Origin of the sequence: Streptomyces sp. NBC_01013, from assembly GCF_045162765.1 — a bacterium.
GTDB lineage: Bacteria > Actinomycetota > Actinomycetes > Streptomycetales > Streptomycetaceae > Streptomyces.
Genome location: NZ_CP108687.1, coordinates 1431665 through 1456538 on the forward strand (window position 1 = coordinate 1431665; position 24874 = coordinate 1456538).

Consider the following 24874-nt stretch of genomic DNA (forward strand, 5'->3'; position numbering starts at 1 on the left):
CGCCCGCAGCGCCGGCTCTCCGCGCTGCCCTCACGAGGAACGTCATCGTGCTCACGCCTTCTCCCGCGCCCTCGCGCGCGCCTTCGTATGCGACCGTGCTCCGTACCCCCCATGCCGCACGCACCTTCGGTGCCGCACTGCTGGGGCGGCTCTCGTACGGAATCGTCCCCCTCTCCCTCCTGCTCGCGATCAAGGACGCCACCGGCTCGTACACCGTGGCCGGTGGTGCGTTGGCCCTGTTCGGGGCCGCGAGTGTCGTCCTCTCCCCCGCCCGTGCGGCTCTGATCGACCGGCACGGGCCGCGCCGGGCCCTGCCGCCGATGGCGGGGCTGTACGCGGCGCTGCTCGCGGTACTCGCCCTGGTCACCTGGCGGCCGGGGGCCCCGCCTCTCGTGCTGAGCGCGCTCGCCTTGACGACGGGCGCCTGCACGCCTCCGCTGGGGCCGGTCATGCGGACGCTCTGGAGCAGCCTGGTGTCCGACCGGGAGTTGCTCCAGCGTGCGTACAGCCTGGACGGCGTCGCCGAGGAACTGCTCTATGTGACAGGCCCGTTGCTGGTGGGGATCGTGGTGACGGTCACCGAGCCGGCCGCCGGTGTCCTGGCCGGTGCGGTGCTCGTGTTCACGGGAGCGGCGGCGCTGGTGTCGTCGCCGGCGGTGTCCCGGGAGCGGGTGACTGCCGAGCGGCCCCCGGCCGGTACGCCTGCCGCGCCCCGGCTGCGGCTGCACGGCATCGTCGCGCTGCGCCACGCGGTCATGGTGACGGCCGCCGTGGGGCTGTGCCTCGGGGCGCTCGATCTGCTGGTGGTGGCGTTCACCGACCGGCTTCATCAGCCGGCGGCGGTGTCCTGGGTACTGGCGGCCCTCTCGGCCGGGAGCGCCGTCGGCGGCCTGGCCTACGGGGCGGTCCGGTGGAAGTCGGCGGGCCGGGTGCGGCTGCCGGTGGTGGCCGCCGCCCTGGGTGCGGCGCTGATGGTGGCCGGGGTGTCGCCGCATCTGTATGCGCTGGTCGCCGTCGTCGCAGTCGCCGGGCTGTTCGTCGCTCCGGCGCTCACGACCGCGTATCTGATCGCCGACGAGTCGGTCGACGCCGACCGGCGCACCCAGGCGGGCGCCTGGGTCAACACCGCGTTCAACGCGGGAGCGTCGGGCGGCAGCGCTGTGATCGGGCTTCTCGTGGACCGGCTTCCGCTCGCACTGTGCTTCGCGCTGGCGGCGGCCCCGGCGCTGCTGTGCGCGGCGGCGGTGGCGCGCGCCGGGGCCCGTCGCTCCCGGGCGGCGGGAGCGGGGGCCCCGGACGCGGTCGGCGGAGCCTGATCTCACCGCCGTCGGCCATCGGGGTCCGACCGGTGACGTAACGGGCCTCGCCGCCCACCGGAAACGTGATGGCGAGGTCCGTGTGCGGGTCACCGAAGCGGCCGGGCGGATCCCCGGGCGGCGGAGAGGGCGTGCTGCTCCGGGGGCGGCCTCCGCCCGGGAGGGGCGGCGAACAGGCCGGTGTCCCCAAGGCGGCCACGCACCCCGCGAACGGGGTGCGTGGCCGCCTTGGGCGAAGCTCTCAGAAGGTCACTTCAGGCCGAAGGCCCGGATGATCTCCTGGTCCACCGCGAGACCGTGGCCGGCCTCGGCGTGCGCCTTGAGCGAAACGGCCGCGGCACCCTTCTTCGGGGTCTTGAACCGGGCGGTCCAGGAACCGGCCGAGTCCTTCTTGAGCTGCACCGCGCTCCAGGACTTCCCGTCGTCGTAGCTGACCGACAGCGAGGCCTCGGTCGCCTTCACGGCACCCTCCAGCCACTCCTGCGTGGTCGACGACAGACCGATCTCGGTCCATCCGCCGGCCTTCACGTCGCCCGCCAGGTCCGTGTGGACGTCGTAGTCCAGCTGCAGGAGCGGGATGTCGGCCTGGTACGGGCCCTCGGGGTCGAGCGCGCCCGAGACGAACGCCCACTCCGTGTGCGTGCGGACGGACGTCTTCCAGACGTCCGCGTCGCGCGCGGCGTCGAGCACCAGACGGTAGGGCAGTTCCTCGGAAGCGAGGTTCCCGACGTACCCGGCGCGGCCCGGCGACTCGTCGAGCAGCGTGTCGCCCTGGTACACCGCCGCCGTTCCGGTGTCGTACTCCTTGTCCGGCATGGCGCCCGAGTGACCGGCGCCCCCGTCCGTCCACGGCGTGATGTTGTACTGCATGTCGCCGTACGTGGTGCGGAACGGACCCCAGTAACCGGTGCCCAGGCGCGGGCGGGCGACCGGCGCGAACCAGTCGGCGGGGTAGGTGCGGCCCGCCGTGTAGTCCAGATCGGCGCTGCGCTCCTCCAGCGAGGTGTCCGAGCCGGTCTCGTTGAGCACCGAGTGGTCCTCGTACCAGAACGACTCGCCCGGCAGCGGGTTGACCCACTCGGTGCGGGTGGCGGGGTACTTCTCGTACTCGGGGAAGCCGATGCCGTAGCCGTAGTCGGGGATGTCGTAGCGGTAGCCGGCGCCGAGGGCGTCCCGGTGGCCGTAGTAGGTGTTCTCCACCTTCGCGAGCTGACCGGTGGACGGGGCGAAGGCGAGCGAGCGGTCCGGGATCGTGCCGTCGTGGCGGTCGACCAGGTCGTACACATAGCTCGCGTACTTCCGCTGGTCGACGGTCACCGGCTTGCCGCGCTGGGCGGCCTTCACGAGGCTCTCGCCGGCGAGGCGCTGGACGGAAGCGACCGGGAGGGGCAGCGTGGTGCCCCAGTCGGCGTAGGACTCCATCAGGACGCCGTCACCGCTGTTGACGACGAACAGGGCCTTCGCGCCTGCGGCGATCGCGGCCGCGGCACGGTCGGCGGGGGCCACCGCGTCACTGCTGCGGATCACCACCGCCTTGCCCGTGACGTCGAGGCCCTGGTAGTCGGCAGCGGCGCCGTTGCCCGCGAAGACGCTCGGAAGCTGCTTCCGGCTGTCGTCGGCGACGGACGAACCGCCCTGCACGGCCACCGGGACGTCCCGGCCGTCGGCGGTCAGGTCGATCTGCTTCTCGCCCTGGCGCCAGCGCGTCAGGAAGCTGAAGCTGCCCGTGGTGACCTTCTTGGTCGGGCTCGCCCACAGCTGGTCGTAGGTCAGCGGGATCTGGTACGCGTCACGCTGGACGGTGCCGTCGGGTGCGGTGCGCGCCATGTCGTACCGCAGCTGACGCGTCTCCGTCTCCTTCGGCGTCCTCACGGCGACCTTGTGGGCCTCGGAGGCGTCGAGCGTGGCGGTGGTGGGCTTGTCGAGGATGATCTCGGGGACCGCCAGGAAGGCGAGGGCCTTCGAGTCGGCGGTGTCACCCTTGACGTCCGCCGCGGACCAGGCGGTGTAGTTGCCCGGGGGCAGCCGCAGTGTGGTGCTTCCGGACACCTGGACGGGGCTCAGGTTCGGGTCGCCGAGCGTGGCGAGGACGACGATGCCGTCCATCGGCTTGCCCGAGCGGTCACGCAGTTCCAGCGTCAGGTCGTAGAGCTCCTGCTCCTTGTTCAGCGCGAACCCGGTGTGCGCGACGATCGCGCCGGCGGCGTCCTTCGCGATGACCTGTCCGGAGAAGGTGGTGTTGTTCGCGACCTTCGACGGGTCGAGCGAGAGGACGACCTCGGCGGTCGAACCGGCCCGAACGGTCAGCTGCTTCGCCGACAGCGTGTACGCGTCCACGTCGCTGTCCGTCGCCAGGTCCAGCGTGACATCCTCCGTGCCGCTGTTGCGGTACGTGATCGTCCGCTCGGCTACCGGATCGGACGGGCTGTGCGGCCAGTCGTAGGACGCGACCGCGACCGACCCCGTGGCCTCGATCGTCGTGTCGATCGCGGCCTTCACGTCGAGCCGGCCGGTGCCCTGCTCGTACGGGGTGTAGGCGGGCAGCACCTTGGACGAGGTCATCAGCGCTTCCTTGATGCGCTGGCCGGACCAGTCGGGGTGACGCTCCTTCACGATGGCGGCGGCGCCCGCGACGTGCGGGGTGGCCATCGACGTGCCGGACATCGACTGGTACATGCCCTCCATGCCGGGAACCGACTGCGACGCGGCCGCGTTGATGTCGACGCCCGGTGCGGAGAGGTCGGGCTTGAGGCCGTAGGAGCGTGTCAGCGGACCCATGGAGGAGAAGTCCGCGCGGTTGTCCTGCTTGTCGACGGCGGCGATGGTGAGCGCCTTGTCCGCCGAGCCGGGCGAACCGATGGTGCCGGCGCCGTAGGCGTTGCCCGCGGCGATCACGTACAGCGGGCCGCCGTCGGCCGACAGGGCGTCGACCGCCTGCGACATCGGGTCGCTGCCGTCGTCGGGGATGCTGGAGCCCAGGCTCATGGAGACGACGTCGGCGCCCTCCGCCTTCGCCCACTCCATCGCCTCGATGATGCCGGAGTCGGCGCCCGAGCCCCCGTTGCTCAGCACCTTGCCGACGAGCAGGCCGGCCGCCGGAGCGACGCCCTTGTTGACGCCGCCGGAGGCGGCTCCCGAACCCGCGATGGTGGATGCCACGTGCGTGCCGTGGCCGTTCTTGTCGTCGACCTCCTCACCCGGCACGAAGCTCCTGGTCTCCAGGATGCGGTCCTTGACGTCCGGGTGGTCGGTGTCGATGCCGGTGTCCAGGACGGCGACCTTGATGCCCTTGCCGTCATAGCCCTCGGCCCAGGCCTGCGGGGCGTTGATCTGCGGCACGGAGTCCTTGAGCGCGGCCTCGACGCGTCCGTCGAGCCACAGCTTCGCGATGCCGTTGTCCAGCGAACGGGCCGTGGCGGTGCGGGCGATGTCGTCCCAGAAGGCGCGCGCGGTGCCCTTGCCGGCCGTCAGCGCCGCGCCGTGGATGGACTCCAGGGTCCGCACGGACTTGCTGCCGCGCGGGGCGACGGGCAGCGAACGGGCCTTGCTCGCCGGGTAGGTGGCGATCAGCGGGATGCCGCCGGTCTTCTTGTCGTCGTAGCCCATCTTCGCGAGCGCGGAGATGTTGAAGAGACGGCGGTCCAGCTTGCCGGCGGCGATCAGGCTGCCGGCCTCGTCGGGCAGGACGTAGAGATCGTCCCCGGCCTGCTGGACGTGGACCCCGCCGATCGCGCCGTCGGGCCGGTCGACGGTGACGGTGTCCTGCTTGCCCGCGCCGTCGGCGTAGTGGACGACGTCACCGGTGACCAGGGTGATGTCGTACTCGTGGACCGAAGCGCCCCGGCCGGTGGCCGGAGCGGGACCGGTCGCCGCCGAGGCGGCGCCGGTGACGGGCAGCAGGGCGCCGCTCACCAGGGCGACGGACGTCGCTATGAGGAGGGCTCTGCGCCGCGCGCGAGCGGGTCTCGCCCGGTCGCCGGCGGTGGAGGGTGTGGATGTCATGCAGCTGATCTACCGGTAAACGCACCGGTTCGTCATGCGCCATCGCTGGCGGAAAACCGCCGCGGCGGAGAACCGCCGTTCCCGGACCGCGCCGGCGGGCGCGGATCAGGCCACGGAATCGATGCGCCCGGCCGGCGCCGGGGCGCCGCCGTGGTGGATCGGGGTGTGGGCTCCGGTCAGTGGGACACCGGTGCCGCCACGCCGGTCGGCGACGATCTCGGCGGCGATCGACAGGGCCGTCTCCTCGGGCGTACGGGCGCCGAGGTCGAGGCCGATCGGCGAGTGCAGCCTGGCGAGTTCCAGTTCGGTGACGCCCACCTCGCGCAGCCGGTCGTTGCGCTCCAGGTGGGTGCGGCGCGAGCCCATCGCGCCGACATAGGCGACCGGCAGCCTCAATGCCGCCTCCAGGAGCGGGACATCGAACTTCGGGTCATGGGTCAGGACGCACAGGACGGAACGGCCGTCCACCTCGGTGGTGGCCAGGTAGCGGTGCGGCCAGTCGACGACCAGCTCGTCGGCGTCCGGGAAACGTGCCTTCGTGGCGAAGACGGGGCGGGCGTCGCAGACCGTGACGTGGTAGCCGAGGAACTTCCCCGCCCGCACCAGTGCGGAGGCGAAGTCTATGGCCCCGAACACGATCATCCGGGGCGGCGGGACGCTGGACTCGACGAGCAGGGTGAGCGGCTGACCGCACTGCCCGCCGTCCGCACCGATGGTGAGGGTGCCGGTACGGCCCGCGTCCAGCATCGCCCGGGTCTCCGCGACCGCGACGCGGTCCAGTTCCGGATGTCCGCCGAGCCCGCCCTCGTGGCTGCCGTCGGGACGGACCAGCAGGGGCCGGCCGAGGAGTTCGGCGGGCCCGTCGGTGATCCTGGCCAACGCCGCCGCCTCCCCCCGTGCGGCGGCGGCGAGCACGCCGGCGAACACCGGCCGGGCGGGGTCGTCCGCCCGGACCGGTGTCACCAGGATGTCGATGACGCCACCGCAGGTCAGGCCGACCGCGAAGGCGGTCTCGTCGCTGTAGCCGAACCGCTCCCGCAGGGTCGTCCCGTCGTCGAGTGCCTGCCGGCACAGCTCGTACACCGCGCCCTCCACACACCCGCCGGAGACCGAGCCGATCGCCGTGCCGTCACGGTCGACGGCCAGCGCGGCACCCGGCTGCCGGGGCGCGCTGCCGCCGACGGCGACCACGGTGGCCACGGCGAAGTCGCGTCCCTGCCCGGCCCACCGGTCGAGTTCCTCGGCGATGTCCAGCATCTCGGTCTCCTTGGCGGATGGGGGTGAGGCGGGGTCAGCTGACGCCCAGCCAGCTCTCGATCGGGTGCAGGGCGAAGTAGATGACGAAGATGACCGTCAGCCCCCACATGAAGGCACTGACCTCCCGGGCCCGGCCCTGGGCCGCCTTGATGGCGACGTAACTGATGACACCCGCGGCCACACCGGTGGTGATGGTGTACGTGAACGGCATCAGGACCACGGTCAGGAAGACCGGGACGGCGACGGAGCGGTCGCTCCAGTCCACGTGCCGGGCGTTCTGCATCATCATGGCGCCGATGACCACCAGGGCCGCGGACGCCACCTCGGCCGGCACGATCGCCGTGAGCGGGGTGAAGAAGAGGCAGGCGGCGAAGAAGAGGCCGGTGACGACCGAGGCGAGCCCGGTCCGGGCGCCCTCCCCGACCCCGGTCGCGGACTCGACGAAGACCGTCTGCCCGGAGCCGCCGGCGACGCCGCCGATGGCACCGCCCGCGCCGTCGATGAAGAGCGCCTTGGACAGGCCCGGCATACGGCCCTTGTCGTCGGCCAGTCCGGCCTCCGTACCGACACCGATGATGGTGGCCATCGCGTCGAAGAAGCCGGCCAGTACGAGGGTGAAGACGATGAAGCCGACGGTCATGGCGCCGACGTCGCCCCAGCCGCCGAACTCCACGTCCCCGAAGAGGGAGAAGTCGGGTGACGAGACCGCGGAGCCGCTGAGCTCGGGCGGGCCGCTGCTCCAGATCTTCGGGTCGACGTCGGCGACCTTGTTGATCACGACGGCGACGACCGTACCGACCACGATGCCGATGAGGATCGCGCCGGGGATGTTGCGGGCCTGCAGCATGAAGATCAGCAGCAGGGTCACCGCGAAGACGAGGACGGGCCAGCCGGCGAGTTCGCCGGTCGCGCCGAGCGTCACAGGGGTGGCGGTGCCCTTGCCCACGAAGCCGGCCTTGTAGAGGCCGATCAGGGCGATGAAGAGCCCGATGCCCATGGTGATGCCGTGCTTGAGCGGGAGCGGGATCGCGTTCATGATCAGCTCCCGCAGACCGGTGACCACCAGGAGGCAGATCACCAGGCCGTACATCACGCACATGCCCATGGCCTGCGGCCAGGTCATCTCCGGAGCCACCTGCGAGGACAGGACGCCGGAGACGCTGAGTCCCGCGGCGAGCGCGAGCGGGACCTTGCCGACGAAGCCCATCAGCAGGGTGGTCGCCGCGGCCGCGAGCGCGGTGGCGGTGATCAGGCCCGGCTGGCTGAGGAGGTTCCCGTCGACGTCCTTGCCGCCGAGGATCAGCGGGTTGAGCAGCAGGATGTACGCCATGGCCATGAAGGTCGTGACACCGCCGCGCACCTCGGTGACGACGGTCGATCCGCGTTCGGATATGTGGAAGTACCTGTCGAGCCACGATCTGCCGGCGGGAACACGCGGGCCGGGGCCCGCCTCCTGGGCGAGGGTCTTCGGTTCCACTGACTGCTGGGTCATGATGCCTGACTCCCAAGGTTCACAGGGGCACCCGCGATGGAGAATGGAGATGCGGGATTTGGGATGAATGCTCTGGCTGCACGACCCGGGGGACGGCCCGAGACGAACTGTTCATGCGTGGTGGACGGCGTACCGCTGGTGCGGTGTGCCGCAGATGCCATGGAGAGGCTCAAGGGCCGCGAGCGGTGCGGAACTTGGTTCCTCCGGGCGGTACGGGCCGAGGAAGTGTGACGTTCCCTTCGGGCACGCACCGCCCGGAGCGCCGTGGCGGAGCTCCGGTCAGGTGCCGGTGAGGTGCTCCGGGCGGACCGGGGTCCGGTTGAGCTCGAGTCCCGTCGCGTTCCTGATCGCCGCGAGGACGGCCGGGGTCGACGAGAGGGTGGGAGCCTCGCCGACGCCACGGAGCCCGTACGGGGCGTGGTCGTCGGCGAGTTCGAGCACATCGACCGGGATGGTCGGGGTGTCGAGGATGGTGGGCAGGAGATAGTCCGTGAAGGACGGGTTGCGTACCTTCGCGGTCTTCGGGTCGACGACGATCTCCTCCATGACGGCGATACCCATGCCCTGGAGGGTGCCGCCCTGGATCTGGCCCACGACGGAGAGCGGGTTGAGCGCCTTGCCGACGTCCTGGGCGCAGGCCAGTTCGATGACCTTGACCAGGCCCAGCTCGGTGTCGACCTCGACGACCGCGCGGTGCGCGGCGAAGGAGTACTGGACGTGTCCGTTGCCCTGTCCGGTCCGCAGGTCGAGCGCCTCGGTGGGCCGGTGGCGCCACTCCAGCTCGATGTCGACCGCCTCGTCCTCCAGCACGTCGGCCAGGTCGGCCAGCACCTCGCCGCCGTCGGTGACGACCTTGCCGCCTTCCAGGAGGAGTTCGGCGGTGGCCCAGGCGGGGTGGTACGTACCGAACTTGCGACGGCCCATCTCCAGGACCTGCTCGCGCACGGCCTCGCAGGAGTTCTTCACGGCGCCGCCGGTGACATAGGTCTGACGGGACGCGGAGGTGGAGCCGGCCGAACCGACCCGGGTGTCGGCCGGGTGGATCGTGACCTGGGAGACGCCCAGTTCGGTACGGGCGATCTGAGCGTGCACGGTGACGCCGCCCTGTCCGACCTCCGCCATGGCGGTGTGGACGGTCGCGACGGGCTCGCCGCCGATGACCTCCATGCGGACGCGGGCGGTGGAGTAGTCGTCGAATCCTTCGGAGAAGCCCACGTTCTTCAGGCCGACCGCGTAGCCGATCCCCCGCACGACGCCTTCGCCGTGCGTGGTGTTGGACAGCCCACCGGGCAGTGCGCGGACGTCCGGGTGCTCGCCGGCGCTCTCCCACTGGCGCTCGGGCGGCAGCGGCCTGGCCTTGACCCGGCGCAGCAGTTCGGCGACCGGGGCGGGTGAGTCGACCTGCTGGCCGGTCGGCAGGAGGGTGCCCTGCTCCATGGCGTTGATCTGCCTGAACTCAACCGGATCCATGCCGAGTTCGGCGGCGACCTTGTCCATTTGCGCCTCGTAGGCGAAGCAGGCCTGGACGGCGCCGAAGCCGCGCATCGCGCCGCACGGCGGGTTGTTGGTGTAGAGGGCGATCGCCTCGATGTCGACGGCGTCGACGGCGTAGGGGCCGACGGCGAGCGAGGAGGCGTTGCCGACGACGGCCGGGGAGGCGGAGGCGTAGGCGCCGCCGTCCAGCACGATGCGGCACTTCATGTGCGTCAGCTTGCCGTCACGGGTCGCGCCGTGCTCGTACCAGAGCTTGGCCGGGTGACGGTGGACATGCCCGAAGAACGACTCGAAGCGGTTGTAGACCATCTTGACCGGCTTGCCGGTGCGCAGTGCCAGCAGGCAGGCGTGGATCTGCATCGAGATGTCCTCACGGCCGCCGAACGCGCCGCCGACGCCGGAGAGCGTCATGCGGACCTTGTCCTCGGGCAGGCCGAGGACGGGTGCGATCTGACGGAGGTCGGAGTGCAGCCACTGGGTGGCGACGTACAGGTCGACGCCGCCGTCCTCGGCGGGTACGGCCAGGCCGGACTCGGGGCCGAGGAAGGCCTGGTCCTGCATGCCGAAGACGTACTCGCCGCTGACCACGACATCGGCGCGGGCCTTCGCGGCCTCCGCGTCACCGCGGACGATCGGCTGCCGGTGGACGATGTTGGGGTGCGGCACGTGCCCGATGTGGTGGTCGTCGCGGCCCTCGTGGATGAGGGGGGCTCCCTCGGCGGTCGCGGAGGCCTCGTCGGTGACGACCGGCAGTTCGCGGTAGTCGATCCTGATCTTCGCGGCGGCGCGGCGGGCGGTCTCCGGGTGGTCGGCGGCGACGAGCGCCACCGGCTCACCGTGGTGGCGGACCCGGCCATGGGCCAGGACGGGGGTGTCCTGGATCTCCAGGCCGTAGTTCTTCACCGCGGTCGGCAGGTCGTCGTAGGTGAGCACGGCGTACACGCCGGAGGTGGCGAGCGCCTCGGAGGTGTCGATCGAGACGATCTCGGCGTGCGCGACGGTGGAGCGCAGGGTGTGGCCCCAGAGCATGTCCTCGTGCCACATGTCCGAGGAGTACGCGAACTCGCCGGTGACCTTCAGGATCCCGTCGGGGCGCATCGTGGACTCGCCGATGCCGCCCTTGGTGCGGGTGCCCTGGTTGATGTTGGTGGGGGAACCGGTAACGCCCATCGTCTAGATCCTGTCTGGAGTCCCACGACGTCCGCGCGGAGCGCGGGCGACGCGGCGGTCGGTGCGTGCGATCGGTGTGCGTGGTCGTGGGTCATGTGGCGCAGTCGCCTGTCCCGCGACCACGTGCGGCGAGCGAGCGTGCCGGGCATCGGGGCGCAGGGGCGGGACTCCGGGCAGGACCCGGGGGGTGTCCGGCGGATCAGGGTCGAGTAGGGCGCGGCGTCCGGCGCGGTGCGTGGCAAGGCGCCGGAGCGTCCCGGCGGCGGAGTTGTCCGGTCGTTCCGGCAACGCCGCGAGGTGCCGTGCCAGGCGTCGCGGCCAGGAGCCGCCGGACACCCCTAGACCGTCTCTTCCGCGCGGGCGGCCGCGAGGCGGACCGCGTCGAGGATCTTCTCGTAGCCGGTGCAGCGGCAGAGGTTGCCCGAGAGCGCCTCGCGGATGTCCGCGTCGGACGGCTCCGGGGTGCGCTCCAGGAGTTCGTCGGCGGCAACGAGCAGTCCGGGGGTGCAGAAGCCGCACTGGACGGCTCCGGCGTCGATGAACGCCTGCTGGATCGGGGAGAGCTCACCGGTGTCGCGGGTGTCCTCGCCGGACGGCTTGGCCTCCCAGCGCCGGGCCCTGTCGACCGAGGTGCCGCAGGCACCGGAGGCGCAAGCGGTGCCGGGGTGGGCCTCGGAGCGGTGGGCGGCGAAGTCGGCGAGGCCCTCGACGGTGACGACGTCGCGGCCCTCGACCTGGCCGGCGGCGACCAGGCAGGAGCAGACGGGGACGCCGTCCAGGCGGACCGTGCAGGAACCGCACTCGCCCTGCTCGCAGGCGTTCTTGGAACCGGGCAGGCCCATTCGCTCACGCAGGACGTACAGGAGGGACTCGCCCTCCCAGACGTCGTCGGCCTCGTGACGGCGGCCGTTGACCGTGAAATTGACGCGCATGATCAGGCGGCTCCTTCGGTGCTGCGGCTGTTGCCGCGGTACGACTCCCAGGTCCAGCCGAGGGTCCGGCGGGCCATGATCCCTACGGCGTGCCGGCGATAGCTCGCGGTACCGCGCACGTCGTCGATCGGGTTGCAGGCGGCCGCGGCGAGCGTGGCGAACTGCTTGGCGACGGACGGCGTGATGATCGCGCCGCTGTCCCAGAACCCGCCCTCCTCCAGCGCGGCGTTCAGGAACTCCTCGGCCTCCTTCGCCCGTACGGGTGTCGGGGCGGCGGATCCGATGCCGGTGCGGACCGTGCGGGTCTCCGGGTGCAGGGCCAGGCCGAAGGCGCAGACGGCGATGACCATGGCGTTGCGGGTGCCGACCTTGGAGTACTGCTGGGGCCCGTCGGCCTTCCTGATGTGCACGGCGCGGATCAGCTCGTCCGGCTCCAGGGCGTTGCGCTTGACGCCGGTGTAGAAGGCGTCGATGGGGATCAGCCGGGTTCCGCGGACGGACTCGGCCTCCACCTCGGCCCCGGCGGCGAGCAGCGCCGGGTGGGCGTCGCCTGCGGGCGACGCGGTGCCCAGGTTGCCGCCGACACCGCCGCGGTTGCGGATCTGCGGCGAGGCCACGGTGTGCGAGGCCAGCGCGAGTCCGGGCAGCTCGGCCCGCAGGTGCTCCATGATGGCGCTGTACGGCACCGAGGCGCCGAGCCGTACGCTCTCCTGGCCCACCTCCCACTCGGACAGGTCACCGATGCGGTTCAGGTCCAGGAGGTACTCGGGCCGCCGGTGGTCGAAGTTGATCTCGACCATCACATCGGTGCCGCCCGCGATCGGGACAGCCGTCGGGTGCTCGGCCTTGGCGGCGAGCGCCTCCTCCCAGCTGGCGGGGCGAAGGAAGTCCATGAGTGGCTCTCTTCTTCTCAATCGGGTTGTTCGCCGGGATGTCGTTCGTCGGGCTGGGGACGGCCGGCCCTCGACTTGTTCATGTCTTGTTCACGCGGTGTGTGGCCCAGTACACAAGCCCTGCTCCACCTGGTGCAGTCACCGAAACCATGAAGGTGTTGGCTGCTCTCCACGCTCGTCTTGTAGATTCGAACGAATGGCGGGGTTCGGTGACCTCACCGCAATACCCAGTTTTCACCCGCACCAACGAAAGAGATCGGCGGCGACGAGATGCGGCTGCGCGCACTGCTGGAGACCGACGCGCTGGGCCTGCGGCTGCTCGGCGGCGACGAGGAGCTGGACCGGTCGGTCCGCGGCGTGATGACCACCGACCTGCGGGACCCCAGCCGCTACCTCACGGGTGGCGAGCTGGTGCTGACCGGGCTGGCCTGGCACCGGGACGCGAAGGACTCGGAGCCGTTCGTACGGATCCTGTCGGGGGCCGGGGTCGCCGGGCTCGCGGCGGGCGAGGCGGAGCTCGGCGCCATCCCGGACGATCTGGTCGAGGCATGCCGTCACCACCGGCTGCCGCTCTTCGCCGTCCATGAGACCGTCGCGTTCGCAACGATCACCGAGCATGTGGTCCGCCAGGTGTCCGGCGAGCGGGCGGGCGACCTGGCCGCCGTGGTCGACCGGCACCGCCGGCTGATGACCTCGGGTCCGGCGGGCGGAGGCCCCGAGGTGGTCCTCGACCTCCTCGGCTCCGATCTCGACCTGCACGCCTGGGTACTCTCGCCCACGGGCCGGCAGATCGCGGGCGCGGGTGCGCCGCTGCCCGAGCCGGCCGGCGCGGAGCTGGCCGGGCTGCATCTGGCAGCGGTGCGCTCCGGGCGGCGGGCCCCGCACCGGGCCACCGTCGGCGGGGTGACGTATTCGCTCTTCCCGATCCGCAACCACGGCCGGGGTGCCGTGCCGGCCTCCCGGGATGTGCGGGAGTCGGTGCTCTCCGACTGGCTGCTGGCCGTCGAGGCCGACGCGAGCGACTGGCCGGCGGCCCGGCTCGACCTGCTCCAGGGCGTCACCCAGCTGATCGCGGTCGAGCGCGACCGGCGTGACGCGGCCCGCACGGTGCGCCGCAGACTCGCCCAGGAGGTCCTGGAGCTGGTCCAGGCCGGCGCCCCTCCCGCCGAGATCGCCGCGAGGCTGCGGGTGGCCGCCCCGGTCCTGCTGCCCGGCCTCGGCACCGCGCCGCACTGGCAGGTGGTGGTGGCCCGGGTCGAGTGGAACGAGGCGGATGCGCCGGGCGGCGCGGGTTCCAAGATCGCAGGCGGCCCGGTCGCCCAGGCGCTGCTGGAGGAGATCCTGGTCGACCCGGCCGTGACCGGGCCGGATTCCGCGGACCGGATCGCGGTCGCCCACACGGGTGACGAGGCCATCGCACTGGTGCCGCTGCCCGCTCTCGCCGGCGCCAGGCCGGAAGCGGACGAGGCCGCGGACGGGGAGGCTGCGGAGAACGACCCGGCGCTGCACGCCGACGCCCTGCTCGCCGCGGTGCGCGACCCGCTTTCCGCCGGCCTCGCCGACGACGGCCGCCTGACACTGGGTGTCAGCGCGTCGGTGCATTCGCCGGAGGGGCTGCGGGGCGCCCTGGAGGAGGCCCGGCACGCCCGTCGGGTGGCGGCGGCCCGGCCGGGGCGGGTCTGCGCGGCCGGCCACCACGAACTGGCCTCGCACGTGCTGCTGTTGCCGTTCGTCCCCGACGACGTGCGTCGCGCGTTCACCGCACGGCTGCTCGACCCGCTGCGCGACTACGACCGGCGCCACCGCGCGGAGCTGATCCCGACCCTGGAGGCGTTCCTGGACTGCGACGGCTCATGGACCCGCTGCGCGGCCCGGCTGCATCTCCACGTCAACACCCTGCGCTACCGGATCGGGCGAATCGAGCAGTTGACGGGGCGTGACCTTTCGCGGCTCGAGGACAAGCTCGACTTCTTCCTCGCCCTGCGTATGAGCTGACTCCCGGGGGGTACGGCGGCTAGCACAGGGTCCGGCCGATTGTGAAAAGTTTCACCTGACATTGCCTCGACCTCTTGGCCCGGCGTGCCATTCCGTGCTGTGATGCGGCCAGACTCAACAGCTCGATGGCGCGCTCGGGGAGGGCAATGTGGCGCATACCGCCATGTCTGGTTCCGGAACGACAGCAGATGACGATCCGCCGCTCCAGACAGCGGTATGGCGGCTGCGGTCACGCGCCTGCTGGACGGACGCCGCGGCACTGCTCGAACACGACGCCGCTACCGACCCGGCCGCGGCCCTGCAGCGCACGGCGCTGCTGACCGAGCGGTGTCTCTACACCGGGGAGGGCTGGACCGAAGCGGAGGACGCCCTGCGCACGGCCGAGGCCATGGCCCACGACGACGCCGAGCGCGGGGCCGCCGCCTGTGAGCGCGGCTATCTCGCCTACGCCTCCACCCTGCTCGGCGTACGGGACCGGGCCGACGAGGCGCGGGTGGCCCTGAGCCGCGCCGCGGCGCTCCTGGCGCCGGCCGCCCCCGGCCGTCCGCTGCTCGACTTCCGGCGGGGCCTGATCGCGCAGAACATCGCCGACTCCCCGCAGGCCGCCCGTGCCGCGTACCGCAGGGCCCATGCGGGTGCCACGGCCCAGGGAGACGCGCTGCTGCTCTCCTCCACCTGGCGCCATCTGGCCCTGATCGCCCTGCGCGAGGGCGAGTTGGCCGAGGCCAGGCACGGCTTCGCGGAGTCCCTGCGGATAAGGGAGGAGCTGGGTTATCTGGTCGGTACGGCCCCGGCACTCATCGCGATGGCGGACGCCGAGCCGGAGCCGGAGGCCGCGACGCGGCTGCGCGCCGAGGCGGGCCGGCTGTTCCGGCTGCTCGGTGGCGTACCCACGTGGCTGGCGCCGCACCTGGATCCCCCGGCGCCGGAGACGGCCGGGGCGAACTGAGCACGGGCCCGGCCGAGGACCGTCAGCGGTCCTCGGCCGGGTCGCCGGGCTTCCGGTCCGCCTCGCCCCACGAGGGCGGCCCGTACGGCAGGGGTCAGCGGTCAGCGCCGGTGAAGTGTTCGCGCACCAGCGATTGCACGACGGGCAGGTCCTCGGCGATCAGCGCGTCGAGCAGCGCGGTGTGTTCCACGGCGTCGGCGAGGAGGTCCGCCCGGCGGGTGGCCGGATTGTGCCCCAGGGGCCACTGGGAGCGGCGGTGCAGGTCGTCGGCGACCCTCACGAGTTCCTGGTTGCCGGACAGCGCCAGGACCGCTCGGTGGAATGCCCGGTCGGACTCCGCGTAGCACGCCCGGTCGCCCACGGCGGCGGCCTCGACCGTGGCGTCGGCCAGCGGACGCAGGGCGGTCCAGCCGGCCCGGTCCACGGTACGGGCCAGCCGCAGCATGACGGGCACTTCGAGCAGTGCCCGCACCTCGGCCAGCTCGGCCAGCTCGCCGGGCCCGCGCTCGGCCACCCGGAAGCCGCGGTTGGGCACCACCTCGACGGCGCCCTCCACGGCCAGCTGCTGCATCGCCTCGCGCACGGGGGTGGCGGAGACTCCGAAGCGGGCGCCGAGCGCCGGGGCGGAGTAGACCTGCCCGGGGATCAGCTCACCGTCGACGAGGGCGGCGCGCAGGGCATCCAGGATCTGGCCGCGAACGGAATGCCGCTGCACGGCGACCCGAGGGGCCGGCGGCTCGCTGTGGGTGTGCTCACCGCGGGCCTGCTCGGGGACCCGGAGGGACGAGGAGGCGGTCAGGGAGGCGGCCGGCGCATGCGGTACCCACGCGTCCTCACGGGCTCTGCCCTGCTCCACGGTTACCTCCTCGGCCGGTCGCGGGCGCCGCTCGCTGCGCGGCGCCTCCTGTGCACGATAGGCGGAGGAGGCTGCAGTTCAAACATCGATCGCGTCGGGTAAGGTAAGGCTTACCTGCAAACGATCGCGATTCGGTGGTCCCTGCATGACCCTGCCCACTCTGCTTCCCGGCACGACGACCTCGGCGATGAGCGACGCGTACGCGCGCCTGGCCGAGGTCTTTCCCGGGCTGCGCGCCGAGGCGCTCTCGGACGGCGAGCCCGCACCCGGCGGTAGCGGCTGGGTGGGCGCCCACGAGCTCGCGGCCGGGGGCAGCGGACTCGACGCCTTCCTCGCCTGGGACGACGCGCAGGTGCTGCGGGACTACGGGCAGCGGGCCCGGCCCGACGTGATCGCCGGTTTCGGCCTGCACCGCTACGCCTGGCCCGCGTGTCTGCTGGTGACGGTCCCGTGGTTCCTGCACCGGCGCGTGCCCCGGATCCCGGTCGAGGACGTCGCCTTCCAGCGGACCCTGGGTCATCTGACCGTACGCGTAAGGGAGTTCGCCTGCCTGCCCGATGACCCGGCGGCGGAGCTGCCGGGCGCGCGCGTGGTGGCGGACGAGGCCGCGTTGCGGGCCGAGGTACTCGCAGCCGTGGCAGAGCACCTCGGCCCGGTGCTCGACGGCTTCGGCCCGCGGATGCGGCGCGGCAAGCGGGCACTGTGGGGCATGGCGACGGACGAGATCGTCGAGGGCCTCTGGTACATCGCCCATCTCCTCGGTGAGGAGCGGCGCGCGATGGCCGAGCTGGAGGCGCTCCTGCCTGGCACCACGAAGCCGTACGTCGGCACGGCGGGCTTCCGTGAGCTGACCGGACCGGACGGGCAGTCGCTGCCCACCCGGGACCGGGCGAGCTGCTGCATGTTCTACACACTGCGGCCCGACGACACCTGCGTCACCTGCCCACGCACCTGCGACGCGGACCGCGTCCGGAAGCTGACGCCCGCCCCCTGATCCGCGCCGCTCGAAGGGGTGGCGCGGACCCAGGGTCCACACCGCCCGCACGGGTGGCGAGAATCGAACGCAACTCCCGTGCGCCACAAAGGCGTTCGACCAGATCGCCGGAATCCATCGACTCCGCCACCCCATTGGCGTTCTCTTGCCCCGAAACCGCCTGTACGTGAGCCGATCCCCGGCACGATGGCGGCCGAAACGCCCTATCGCGACGCAAGGGACCGCGCATGAGACTGACCGACATATCGCTTGACTGGCTGCTTCCGGCCGCCGTGCTGCTGGCGGGGGTCATGGCGGCGGTGGCGGTGGTCGCGCGCGGCAAGCGCGCCTCTGACACATCCGCGGCCGACGACACCTGGGAACGCAGCGAGGACCGGCGCAGGCGCAAGGAGGCGCTGTACGCGACCGCTTCCTACGTTCTGCTGTTCTGCTGTGCCGCGGTCGCCGCCGCGCTCTCCTTCCACGGGCTCGTCGGCTTCGGCCGGCAGAATCTCAGCCTCTCCGGTGGCTGGGAGTACCTGGTGCCCTTCGGCCTGGACGGGGCTGCGATGTTCTGCTCCGTCCTCGCCGTGCGCGAGGCCAGCCACGGGGACGCGGCGCTCGGTTCGCGGCTGCTGGTGTGGACCTTCGCCGGCGCCGCCGCCTGGTTCAACTGGGTGCACGCACCGCGCGGCCTGGACCACGCCGGCGCTCCTCACTTCTTCGCGGGGATGTCGCTCTCGGCAGCCGTGCTCTTCGACCGGGCACTGAAGCAGACCCGCCGGGCCGCGTTGCGCGAACAGGGCCTGGTTCCCCGTCCGTTGCCGCAGATCCGGATCGTACGTTGGCTGCGAGCGCCCCGGGAGACCTTCGGCGCCTGGTCGCTGATGCTGCTCGAGGGCGTACGCACGCTGGACGAAGCGGTCGACGAGGTGCGCGAGGATCGCCGGGAGAAGGAGCAGAACCGTCTGCGCCGGAGGGACCAGGAGAAGCTGGACCGGGCGCAGATCAAGGCGCTGAACCGTCAGAACCGGGCCTGGGGGCGGGTAGGCCGCGGAGGCACCCAGGTGGACGTCCAGGCCATCGCCCCGGCGACGGGCTCCGCGCAGCCCGTCGCGGAGCCCGCCATATCCGAGCCGGGTCAGCTACCCCTGAGACCCCGGCCATCCCTGCAAGCCGTCACCGGCCCGAACTCCAGGGACGTCCCTGAGCTGGGCGCGACCGATCCGAGAGCGGTCGACCTCACCGCCGAGGACGACACCCAGGCACTGCCCAGGCTCGACTCGCTGGAGCAGAAACTGAAGGACCTGGAGCAGCAGTTCGGCTGAGGCATCGGACGACGAGCTTGCGGGACACCGCCCTGACGATCCGTTCGGACCGTCAGGGCCGTTCGCCGTCCAGCTCGAACCAGACCACCTTGCCGAGGGCATGCGCGCTGATTCCCCAGGAGTCCGCGAGGCTCTCCACCAGGACCAGTCCCCTGCCGTGCGTACCGTCGTCGGCGTTCGGTACGTGCGACAAGGGCATGCCCGGGACGAAGTCCCGCACTTCCACGCGCAGCTTCTGTGGCTCCACGCTCACGGCGACGACCGCTCCGTCACCCGTGTGGACCAGCGCGTTGGTCACCAGCTCGCTGAGCAGCAGCTCGGCCACCTGCGCGGGCTCCTCCTCCCATCGGTACCGTAGTAATTTCCTCACCGCGCCCCGCACTTCCGCCACGGCCGCCAGATCGGCACGGCCGACTCTGCGATGCAGTCGGGCCAAATCCTGACGCCCCATCGTTTCCCCCGCCCACACAGTGAATCGCCCCCTGTCATCGAAGGTGCTCACGCAATGCATGCCCCGCCTACGGGCTGTCACGCTTGATGTACGCATCACAAGGGGTGATTCCTGCGACCTCCGGAGGAATCGGGCCAGTTGACCAGCCTCACCCTGTCGGTGATGGAATCACTGATCCCGGGCCCGGTGACCGGGCACCGCGCGCCGCCGGCTCCCCGTCGCTGAGATCGACACCGAGGAGGCCACCCGGACCGTCCCGGACCACGTGCGGCGCTCCGTCAGCGCGTGAACGGCCTTTCGAGGCCCCGCCCCCATGTCGTGCGGCCGCCCCCGGAGCACGGTGTTTACCGGTCTTCTCGGTTAACCCCCAAAAAATTCACTCTTGTTGGCGTTGACGGAACCGCATCTACGCGCGTCATCATGGTGGGTATGCGAATCCCCCCACGGATCACCACGCTCGGCGGCGTCGCCGCCCTCCTGTCCGTACTCTTCGTCGGCGGCCCCATCGCGTCGTCCGCGACCGCCTCGACCACCTCGGTCGGCAGCATCTGCTACTCCGCCCTGCCGTCCCAGGCCCACGACACCCTCGATCTCATCGACGCCGGCGGGCCCTTCCCGTACGACCAGGACGGGACCGTCTTCCAGAACCGCGAAGGCGTCCTGCCCGGACAGAGCACCGGCTACTACCACGAGTACACCGTGATCACTCCCGGCTCCCCGACCCGCGGAGCGCGACGCATCGTCACGGGCGAGGAGGTCCAGGAGGACTACTACACCGCCGACCACTACGCGACCTTCGACCTCGTCGACCACGACTGCTGAGTCCGTCGGGTCACTCCCGGCACCCCCGGTCCGGTCCGCGCCGTAGCCCCCCACCTGCGGCGCGGATCACCGGAGCGACGCACTTGTACGCTCCCCCCATGACCGTGACCTATGTGATCGACGGCTCCCGGGTCACCGGCCTGGAGCGCTTCTGGGACGTGATCGGCGAGGCGGTGAACGGCCCGGGCGGCTACTTCGGCCGCGGCCTCGACTCCTTCGCGGACTGTCTGAGAGGCGGGATGGGCACGCCCGACGACGGCGACTTCGCGATCGAGTGGCGGGACCACACGCTGTCCGCCCGCGCACTCGCCCACCAGGAGACCGCACGCTATCTCCGCCGGCTTCTCGGCCGTGCCCATCCGAGCAACCTGCCCGGACTGCGCCAGGAGCTGGCGCAGGCGGAGGCCGGCACGGGGCCGACACTCTTCGACCGACTGCTGGAGATCATCCGGGCCGAGACGGCGCCGGGCACCCTGCGACTGCTCTGAGGGCCACGAAGGCGGTCGGCCGCATCCGTGGCCCCCGGGGCCGGTCAGTACTGCGTGGAGACCTTCACTCCGTCGAAGTCCTGCACTGCGTGGAGGCTGATGTAGTGGGGCCCTTCCGCCGGGTTCTCGACCGTCAGCGTGTGTGCGTTGCCGCTGCCGGTGGCCCGGGAGGTGTAGGCGCCCGTGGTCGCCCAGCCGTTCGCGTGGTAGTAGAGGTCGGCGTCACCCGTGCCACCGCTCGTGGTGATCCTCAGCCGGGCCGTTCCGGCGGGCACGTAGAGGTACAGGTAGGAGTAGTTGCCCCGAGTGGCCCGCTGTCCGCTCCGGGCGCAGTCCTGGCCGAGCTCGCGCACGTCACTCGCGGTGCACTCGGCCGAGGGCTCGGTCGGCGGGTTGGTGGTGGTGCCGCAGCTGCCGGCCGCGCAAGCGGTGAGCCAGGCGTTCCAGTCGGAGTCGTAGCGGCTGCCGATGGTGGACGTGAGCAGGGTGCGGGCACCGTTCCAGTCAGCGCTGCGGTAGAGGCCGAGCAGTCTGTCGACATCCGCGCGGTGCGACTGGAGCATGTAACGGACCGCCAGGTAACCCCAGTTGTAGATGCGCGTCTGGTCGGCGTTCTCGTAGGTGGTGTCGAAGAGGGAGCTCAGGGTGTAGGTGTGCGCGGCGGCCTGAGTGACGGCGGCGTCGTAGGTGACCTCACGGTAGGAGTAGGAGACGTACTCCGCGAAGCCCTCCACCCACCAGATGGTCGGGGTCCTCACGCCGGCCTCGAAGTCCCCGGCCATGTCGAACCGGCCGTCGAGGTAGTGCGTGTACTCGTGGTTCAGGTTCCAGATCTGGAAATCGGGGCGGACCCATTCGGCTTCGTAGGCGATGAAGCGCGGCTGGTTGCCGGCCGCTGCCGGGTCGCCCTCCAGGTACATGCCGCCGTTGTTGGTGTCGATGCCGTAGATGGCTCCGGCGTAGGTCCGGTAGTCGGTGCTCGAATCGAAGACGACCACCTCGATGGTGGTGTTGCTGTCGTCGGCGACGGGTCCGCTGTCCCGGGCCACCTCGTGGAAGTAGGCGTCCTGGCCGCGCAGGCTGGTGCACGCAGCCGCGAGGTCGGCCGGTGACATCTGCTGGGCGAGGACGCGGATGCTTTCGCTGCAGGTGTACTGGACGGGCAGAACGGCGCTCTTGATGCGTGCCGCCAGGTCACAGGTGTGGTAGGCGGTGCAGTTCGCACGGTCGTAGTAGTCGGTCATCTCGGCGAGTCCGACCCAGAGCGGCGCGGTGGGCCCGGTCAGCGAACTACGGCCGAGCAGATCGATGACGAGCGGACGGGCCTTCGGCCGCAGCGGTTCCTCCTGGAGGAAGCGCCCCAGTTCGCGCCCCGCGTTGGAGGTCAGGTACGCGTGGTCCGTGCCCAGCAGGGCCAGGTGGTCGCGGGCGAATCCGGCGAGCGAGTCGAGCAGGCTCGGGTCGGCCTGGACGGCGCTGACGAACGCGGGCAGTTGATGCCCCCGGAAGGTCACGGTGTAGACGTTGTTGACGGCGTTGAGCATGTACCAGGAGCTGTCGTAGGAGGAGTTGTAGCCGGCGAGCAGCCGCTTGACGACGTACAGGTAGCGGTCGTTCTGCTCGGCGCTGTCGATGAGGGTGACGGCCTCGGCCAGGGTCTCGCCGTTGGCGTCCGTGACGTCGCGCGAGTGGGCGGAGGCGAAGAACGCGTCGAGGCCGCCCTGGATGGCGGTGCGCAGCGGGGCACCGTAGGAGCCGACGGTGCCGGGGTCGTAGTACTGCACGTAGTAGCCGGCTCGGAGGAAGAGCACCAGCTGCGGCATTCCGGTGCTGCTGTCACCCGGGTACGCGGCAGAGCCGTCGCGCAGGGCGTCCGCGACGCTGACCATCTGGGCCTCGCGGAAGGCGAGGTAGCCGTCATTGCCCTTGACTCCGAACAGGGTGTTGACGCAGTCGGTCGTCGACGACTTGACCTGCTGGACCAGGGCGCTGCCGGTGCGGTTCGTGAAGTCGGTGACGGAGCACGCGGCGGCCGGAGCGAGTCCGGCGGCCTTCGAGGCGGAGCGGGCCTTCGCCTTCATCGACGGGGCCGGGTGGCTCGGCACGGAGGCGCGCGGGTCGTCGTAGTCGCGCTTCAGCGCGTCCTGGGACGCGGTCTGCGGGGCCCGGTCGGATGGCTTCAGAGCGGTGACGCTCATGTGGCCGGCGTCCTGCGCGGGTGCGGTGAGGGCCTGAGCGGCGGGGCCGCCCGGCTCGGGTGCCACGGGCCCAACAGCTCCTCCCGCGGCGGCAGTCGCACTGCCGGCTGCCGATATGGAGGGCCGGGGCTCGGCGGCCCGGCTCGGTGCGGCAAGCATGCCGACACCCAGGCAGGCCGCCAGGGCCACGGTGGACAAGCCGGTTAATCTCTGTCGAACCAGACGGTTCTTCACGTGCCGCCTCCCAGCGGTGGGGCCGCGCGACGCTGCGCGGCGTGGGGGATGGTGCGGCCGGAGCCGGGCGGCCGGTTCATGACCGGGCTCACTCCATGAACCCGCCCGTGACATGAGCACGACCTCGACTGCGGCCGCCTGTACAATGGCACATGTCACATGTCCTTGGAAGGCGTTGAGCGCATTCATCCGCGCACGCCGGCGCTGGAGGACCGTCCGGAGATGGTGGTGGACTTCGTCCGGCGTGAGGCGGAGCCGCCGGAGGGCACCCTGCCGAGATGGCCTCGAAGATCCGCACCTGGGTGAGCGCCTCGATCTGCACGGGCATTGACGACCGCATGAGCGCCGCTCAGCGGGCGGGGCTCAACCGGCTGCTGGAGGACCGCGACGGCGGCGGGACGACGCTGCTCAACGGGTTGAAGGAGCCCGCCAAGGGCCCGGCATCTCCTTCACCACCCAGAACTGGCGCACGGCCGTCCTCGACACGACCCGGACCGGGCAGTTCGCCCGCAAGCAGTGCGAGGCGATGGTCTTCACCGCGCTCGCCGAGGAGCTGCCTACCGGGGACGTCGCGGTGGTCGGCTCGGAGGAGTACGCCGACTGGTCCGACACGCTCAGTTCACCGTCGGCTCCCGGCTTGAGACGACCGATGAGGTTCGGTGCGTACGTGCGCACGCACCCCTTGCAGACCGAACAGGATGAGAAGCTCAACCACGCCGCCGTCGGCGCTGCCCAGCCAGTGCGGCAAGGACGTGTCGAACTCGGCTGCCTCACCTGGCCGCAGTGTCAGGTCTCGCTCGCCGGTGACGAGTCGCAGGCGTCCGTTGAGCACGTAGAGCCACTCGAAGCCTTCGTGGGTCTGCGGGGTCGGTTCGAGTGGTTCCGGCCGGGCGGGGATGATCATCTTGAACGCGTGCACACCACCCGGTCGCCGGGACAGGGGCACGAAGGTCATGCCGAACCGGCTGATCGGCTTGACATGGAGCCGGGGGTCGCCGGTGCGCGGGGCACCGACGAGGTCGTCCAGCGGAACGTCGTAGATACGGGCCAGCGGCAGCAGCAGTTCCAGGCTCGGCCGGCGCTGCCCGTTCTCCAGCCGGGACAGGGTGCTCTCCGACACGCCGGTCGTCGCCGCGAGGTCGGCGAGTGTGATGCCGCGGTCACGACGCAGCGCACGCAGCCGCGACCCCACCGCGTCGAGCACGTCGTCGTCCGTCCTGGGATCCATGGGGCCCACCTTGCCATTACCGCAAGATTCCGTGCCAAGCCGTGGTGTGCCTGCCAAGACTGAACACCTACTGACGCAAGGAGCGCCGGTATCGGCCTGGCCCCGGAGACATGGACGGTAGAGCGGGCCGACGCCCCCGCCGGATCGCGGCCGGACCGGGCGGGCACACCGCCGAGGTCACCGACCACGTCCTCCTCATCCGCCGCACCGCCTGACACGGCGGCCGGTCCCCCATGAAGGGAGGCGACCACAGTTGCCCAGCACCACACGGCGCATTGGCCGCGGAGACACCCCGCCGCCCCGGACCGGAAGCAGTGAGATCGCGGTCTTGCGCGGCTTTCTCGACTATCTCCGGACCTCGATCGCCACGAAGGTCGACGGCGCCCCCGAGCCGCAGGTGCGAACGGCCGCGGTGCCGTCGGGCACGAACCTGCTCGGCCTGCTCAACCACCTGACGTACGTCGAGCGGTCGATGTTCCTCGGGGACGACGTCACCGACTGGCAGGCGACGTTCAGCGCCGCGCGGACGGACAGCGTGGCCGAGGTCGTCGCCCGCTACCGAGACGCGGTCAAGCGCGCGAACGACGTTCTCGACGGGTGCGCCGATCTCGGCGAACCGGTCCCCCGACCGCGGCCGGACCGCCCCGCTCCCAGCGTCCGCTGGGCACTCGCCCACATGATCGAGGAGACCGGCCGGCACGCGGGCCACGCGGACATCCTCCGGGAACTCATCGACGGCACGACCGGCCGCTGACCCGCCCTCTCCAGGACGGAAACACACGGTCACAGAACCTCG

Annotated in this window: 18 protein-coding genes and 1 pseudogene; 9 read left to right on the plus strand and 10 right to left on the minus strand. The window is 71.4% G+C overall.

Annotation, left to right across the window (positions count from 1 at the left end; genetic code table 11):
* The first annotated feature begins 95 nt into the window (after positions 1–95).
* Positions 96–1316 (plus strand): MFS transporter, encoded by a 1221-nt coding sequence (locus tag OG538_RS06175; protein ID WP_406090950.1) that lies wholly within the window; start codon positions 96–98, stop codon positions 1314–1316.
* 249 nt (positions 1317–1565) lie between these two features.
* On the opposite strand, the gene OG538_RS06180 is transcribed toward OG538_RS06175, so the two are convergent.
* From OG538_RS06180 to OG538_RS06205, 6 genes are all read right to left on the minus strand, one after another.
* Positions 1566–5318, minus strand: coding sequence for a S8 family peptidase (locus OG538_RS06180; protein ID WP_406090952.1), 3753 nt, complete (start codon positions 5316–5318; stop codon positions 1566–1568).
* A gap of 105 nt (positions 5319–5423) precedes the next feature.
* A complete protein-coding gene (locus tag OG538_RS06185) occupies positions 5424–6575 on the minus strand; it encodes an XdhC family protein (protein WP_406090954.1) in 1152 nt (383 codons plus the stop codon).
* 34 nt (positions 6576–6609) lie between these two features.
* Entirely contained in the window at positions 6610–8067 is a 1458-nt protein-coding gene (locus OG538_RS06190; RefSeq protein WP_406090955.1) for an NCS2 family permease, read from the minus strand.
* A gap of 279 nt (positions 8068–8346) precedes the next feature.
* On the minus strand, positions 8347–10731 hold the full coding sequence (locus OG538_RS06195) for a xanthine dehydrogenase family protein molybdopterin-binding subunit (RefSeq protein WP_406090957.1): 2385 nt from the start codon (positions 10729–10731) through the stop codon (positions 8347–8349).
* A 338-nt stretch (positions 10732–11069) separates the two neighbouring features.
* Complete coding sequence (locus OG538_RS06200; protein WP_406090959.1) at positions 11070–11663, minus strand: (2Fe-2S)-binding protein; 594 nt, start codon at positions 11661–11663, stop codon at positions 11070–11072.
* Between the two features lie 2 nt (positions 11664–11665).
* Positions 11666–12556, minus strand: a complete 891-nt coding sequence (locus tag OG538_RS06205) for an FAD binding domain-containing protein (protein ID WP_406090961.1) — start codon at positions 12554–12556, stop codon at positions 11666–11668.
* 270 nt (positions 12557–12826) lie between these two features.
* Between OG538_RS06205 and OG538_RS06210 the strand changes: the two genes are divergently transcribed.
* Together OG538_RS06210 and OG538_RS06215 are read left to right on the plus strand one after the other, a co-directional pair.
* Positions 12827–14551 carry a PucR family transcriptional regulator gene (locus OG538_RS06210; protein WP_406090963.1) on the plus strand — a complete coding sequence of 575 codons (1725 nt, stop codon included), beginning with the start codon at positions 12827–12829 and terminating at the stop codon, positions 14549–14551.
* Between the two features lie 163 nt (positions 14552–14714).
* Positions 14715–15500: a hypothetical protein gene (locus tag OG538_RS06215; RefSeq protein ID WP_406090965.1), complete on the plus strand. Its 786-nt coding sequence runs from the start codon at positions 14715–14717 to the stop codon at positions 15498–15500.
* Between the two features lie 94 nt (positions 15501–15594).
* On the opposite strand, the gene OG538_RS06220 is transcribed toward OG538_RS06215, so the two are convergent.
* Positions 15595–16356: a GntR family transcriptional regulator gene (locus OG538_RS06220; RefSeq protein WP_406090967.1), complete on the minus strand. Its 762-nt coding sequence runs from the start codon at positions 16354–16356 to the stop codon at positions 15595–15597.
* Between the two features lie 145 nt (positions 16357–16501).
* Here OG538_RS06220 and OG538_RS06225 point away from each other — a divergent pair, with 145 nt between their 5' ends.
* Positions 16502–17350 (plus strand): (2Fe-2S)-binding protein, encoded by an 849-nt coding sequence (locus tag OG538_RS06225; RefSeq protein ID WP_406090969.1) that lies wholly within the window; start codon positions 16502–16504, stop codon positions 17348–17350.
* Positions 17351–17577: 227 nt separating this feature from the next.
* Positions 17578–18657: a DUF2637 domain-containing protein gene (locus OG538_RS06230; protein WP_406090971.1), complete on the plus strand. Its 1080-nt coding sequence runs from the start codon at positions 17578–17580 to the stop codon at positions 18655–18657.
* A 52-nt stretch (positions 18658–18709) separates the two neighbouring features.
* Here OG538_RS06230 and OG538_RS06235 read toward each other — a convergent pair whose 3' ends face one another.
* Positions 18710–19108: an ATP-binding protein gene (locus tag OG538_RS06235; protein WP_406100005.1), complete on the minus strand. Its 399-nt coding sequence runs from the start codon at positions 19106–19108 to the stop codon at positions 18710–18712.
* Between the two features lie 429 nt (positions 19109–19537).
* Here OG538_RS06235 and OG538_RS06240 point away from each other — a divergent pair, with 429 nt between their 5' ends.
* Together OG538_RS06240 and OG538_RS06245 are read left to right on the plus strand one after the other, a co-directional pair.
* Positions 19538–19930, plus strand: a complete 393-nt coding sequence (locus OG538_RS06240) for a ribonuclease domain-containing protein (RefSeq protein ID WP_406090972.1) — start codon at positions 19538–19540, stop codon at positions 19928–19930.
* A gap of 98 nt (positions 19931–20028) precedes the next feature.
* Positions 20029–20418, plus strand: a complete 390-nt coding sequence (locus OG538_RS06245) for a barstar family protein (RefSeq protein ID WP_406090974.1) — start codon at positions 20029–20031, stop codon at positions 20416–20418.
* Positions 20419–20462: 44 nt separating this feature from the next.
* Here the strand turns inward: OG538_RS06245 and OG538_RS06250 are convergent, their stop codons facing one another.
* Positions 20463–22850 carry a M9 family metallopeptidase gene (locus tag OG538_RS06250; protein WP_406090976.1) on the minus strand — a complete coding sequence of 796 codons (2388 nt, stop codon included), beginning with the start codon at positions 22848–22850 and terminating at the stop codon, positions 20463–20465.
* Between the two features lie 619 nt (positions 22851–23469).
* Positions 23470–24078 (minus strand): helix-turn-helix domain-containing protein, encoded by a 609-nt coding sequence (locus OG538_RS06255; RefSeq protein ID WP_406090978.1) that lies wholly within the window; start codon positions 24076–24078, stop codon positions 23470–23472.
* An 81-nt stretch (positions 24079–24159) separates the two neighbouring features.
* On the opposite strand from OG538_RS06255, the pseudogene OG538_RS06260 reads away from it, so the two are divergent.
* Positions 24160–24293 (plus strand): annotated as a pseudogene (locus OG538_RS06260) (SAM-dependent methyltransferase); the annotation flags it as partial.
* 38 nt (positions 24294–24331) lie between these two features.
* Positions 24332–24832, plus strand: a complete 501-nt coding sequence (locus OG538_RS06265) for a DinB family protein (protein WP_406090980.1) — start codon at positions 24332–24334, stop codon at positions 24830–24832.
* Positions 24833–24874: the final 42 nt, after the last annotated feature.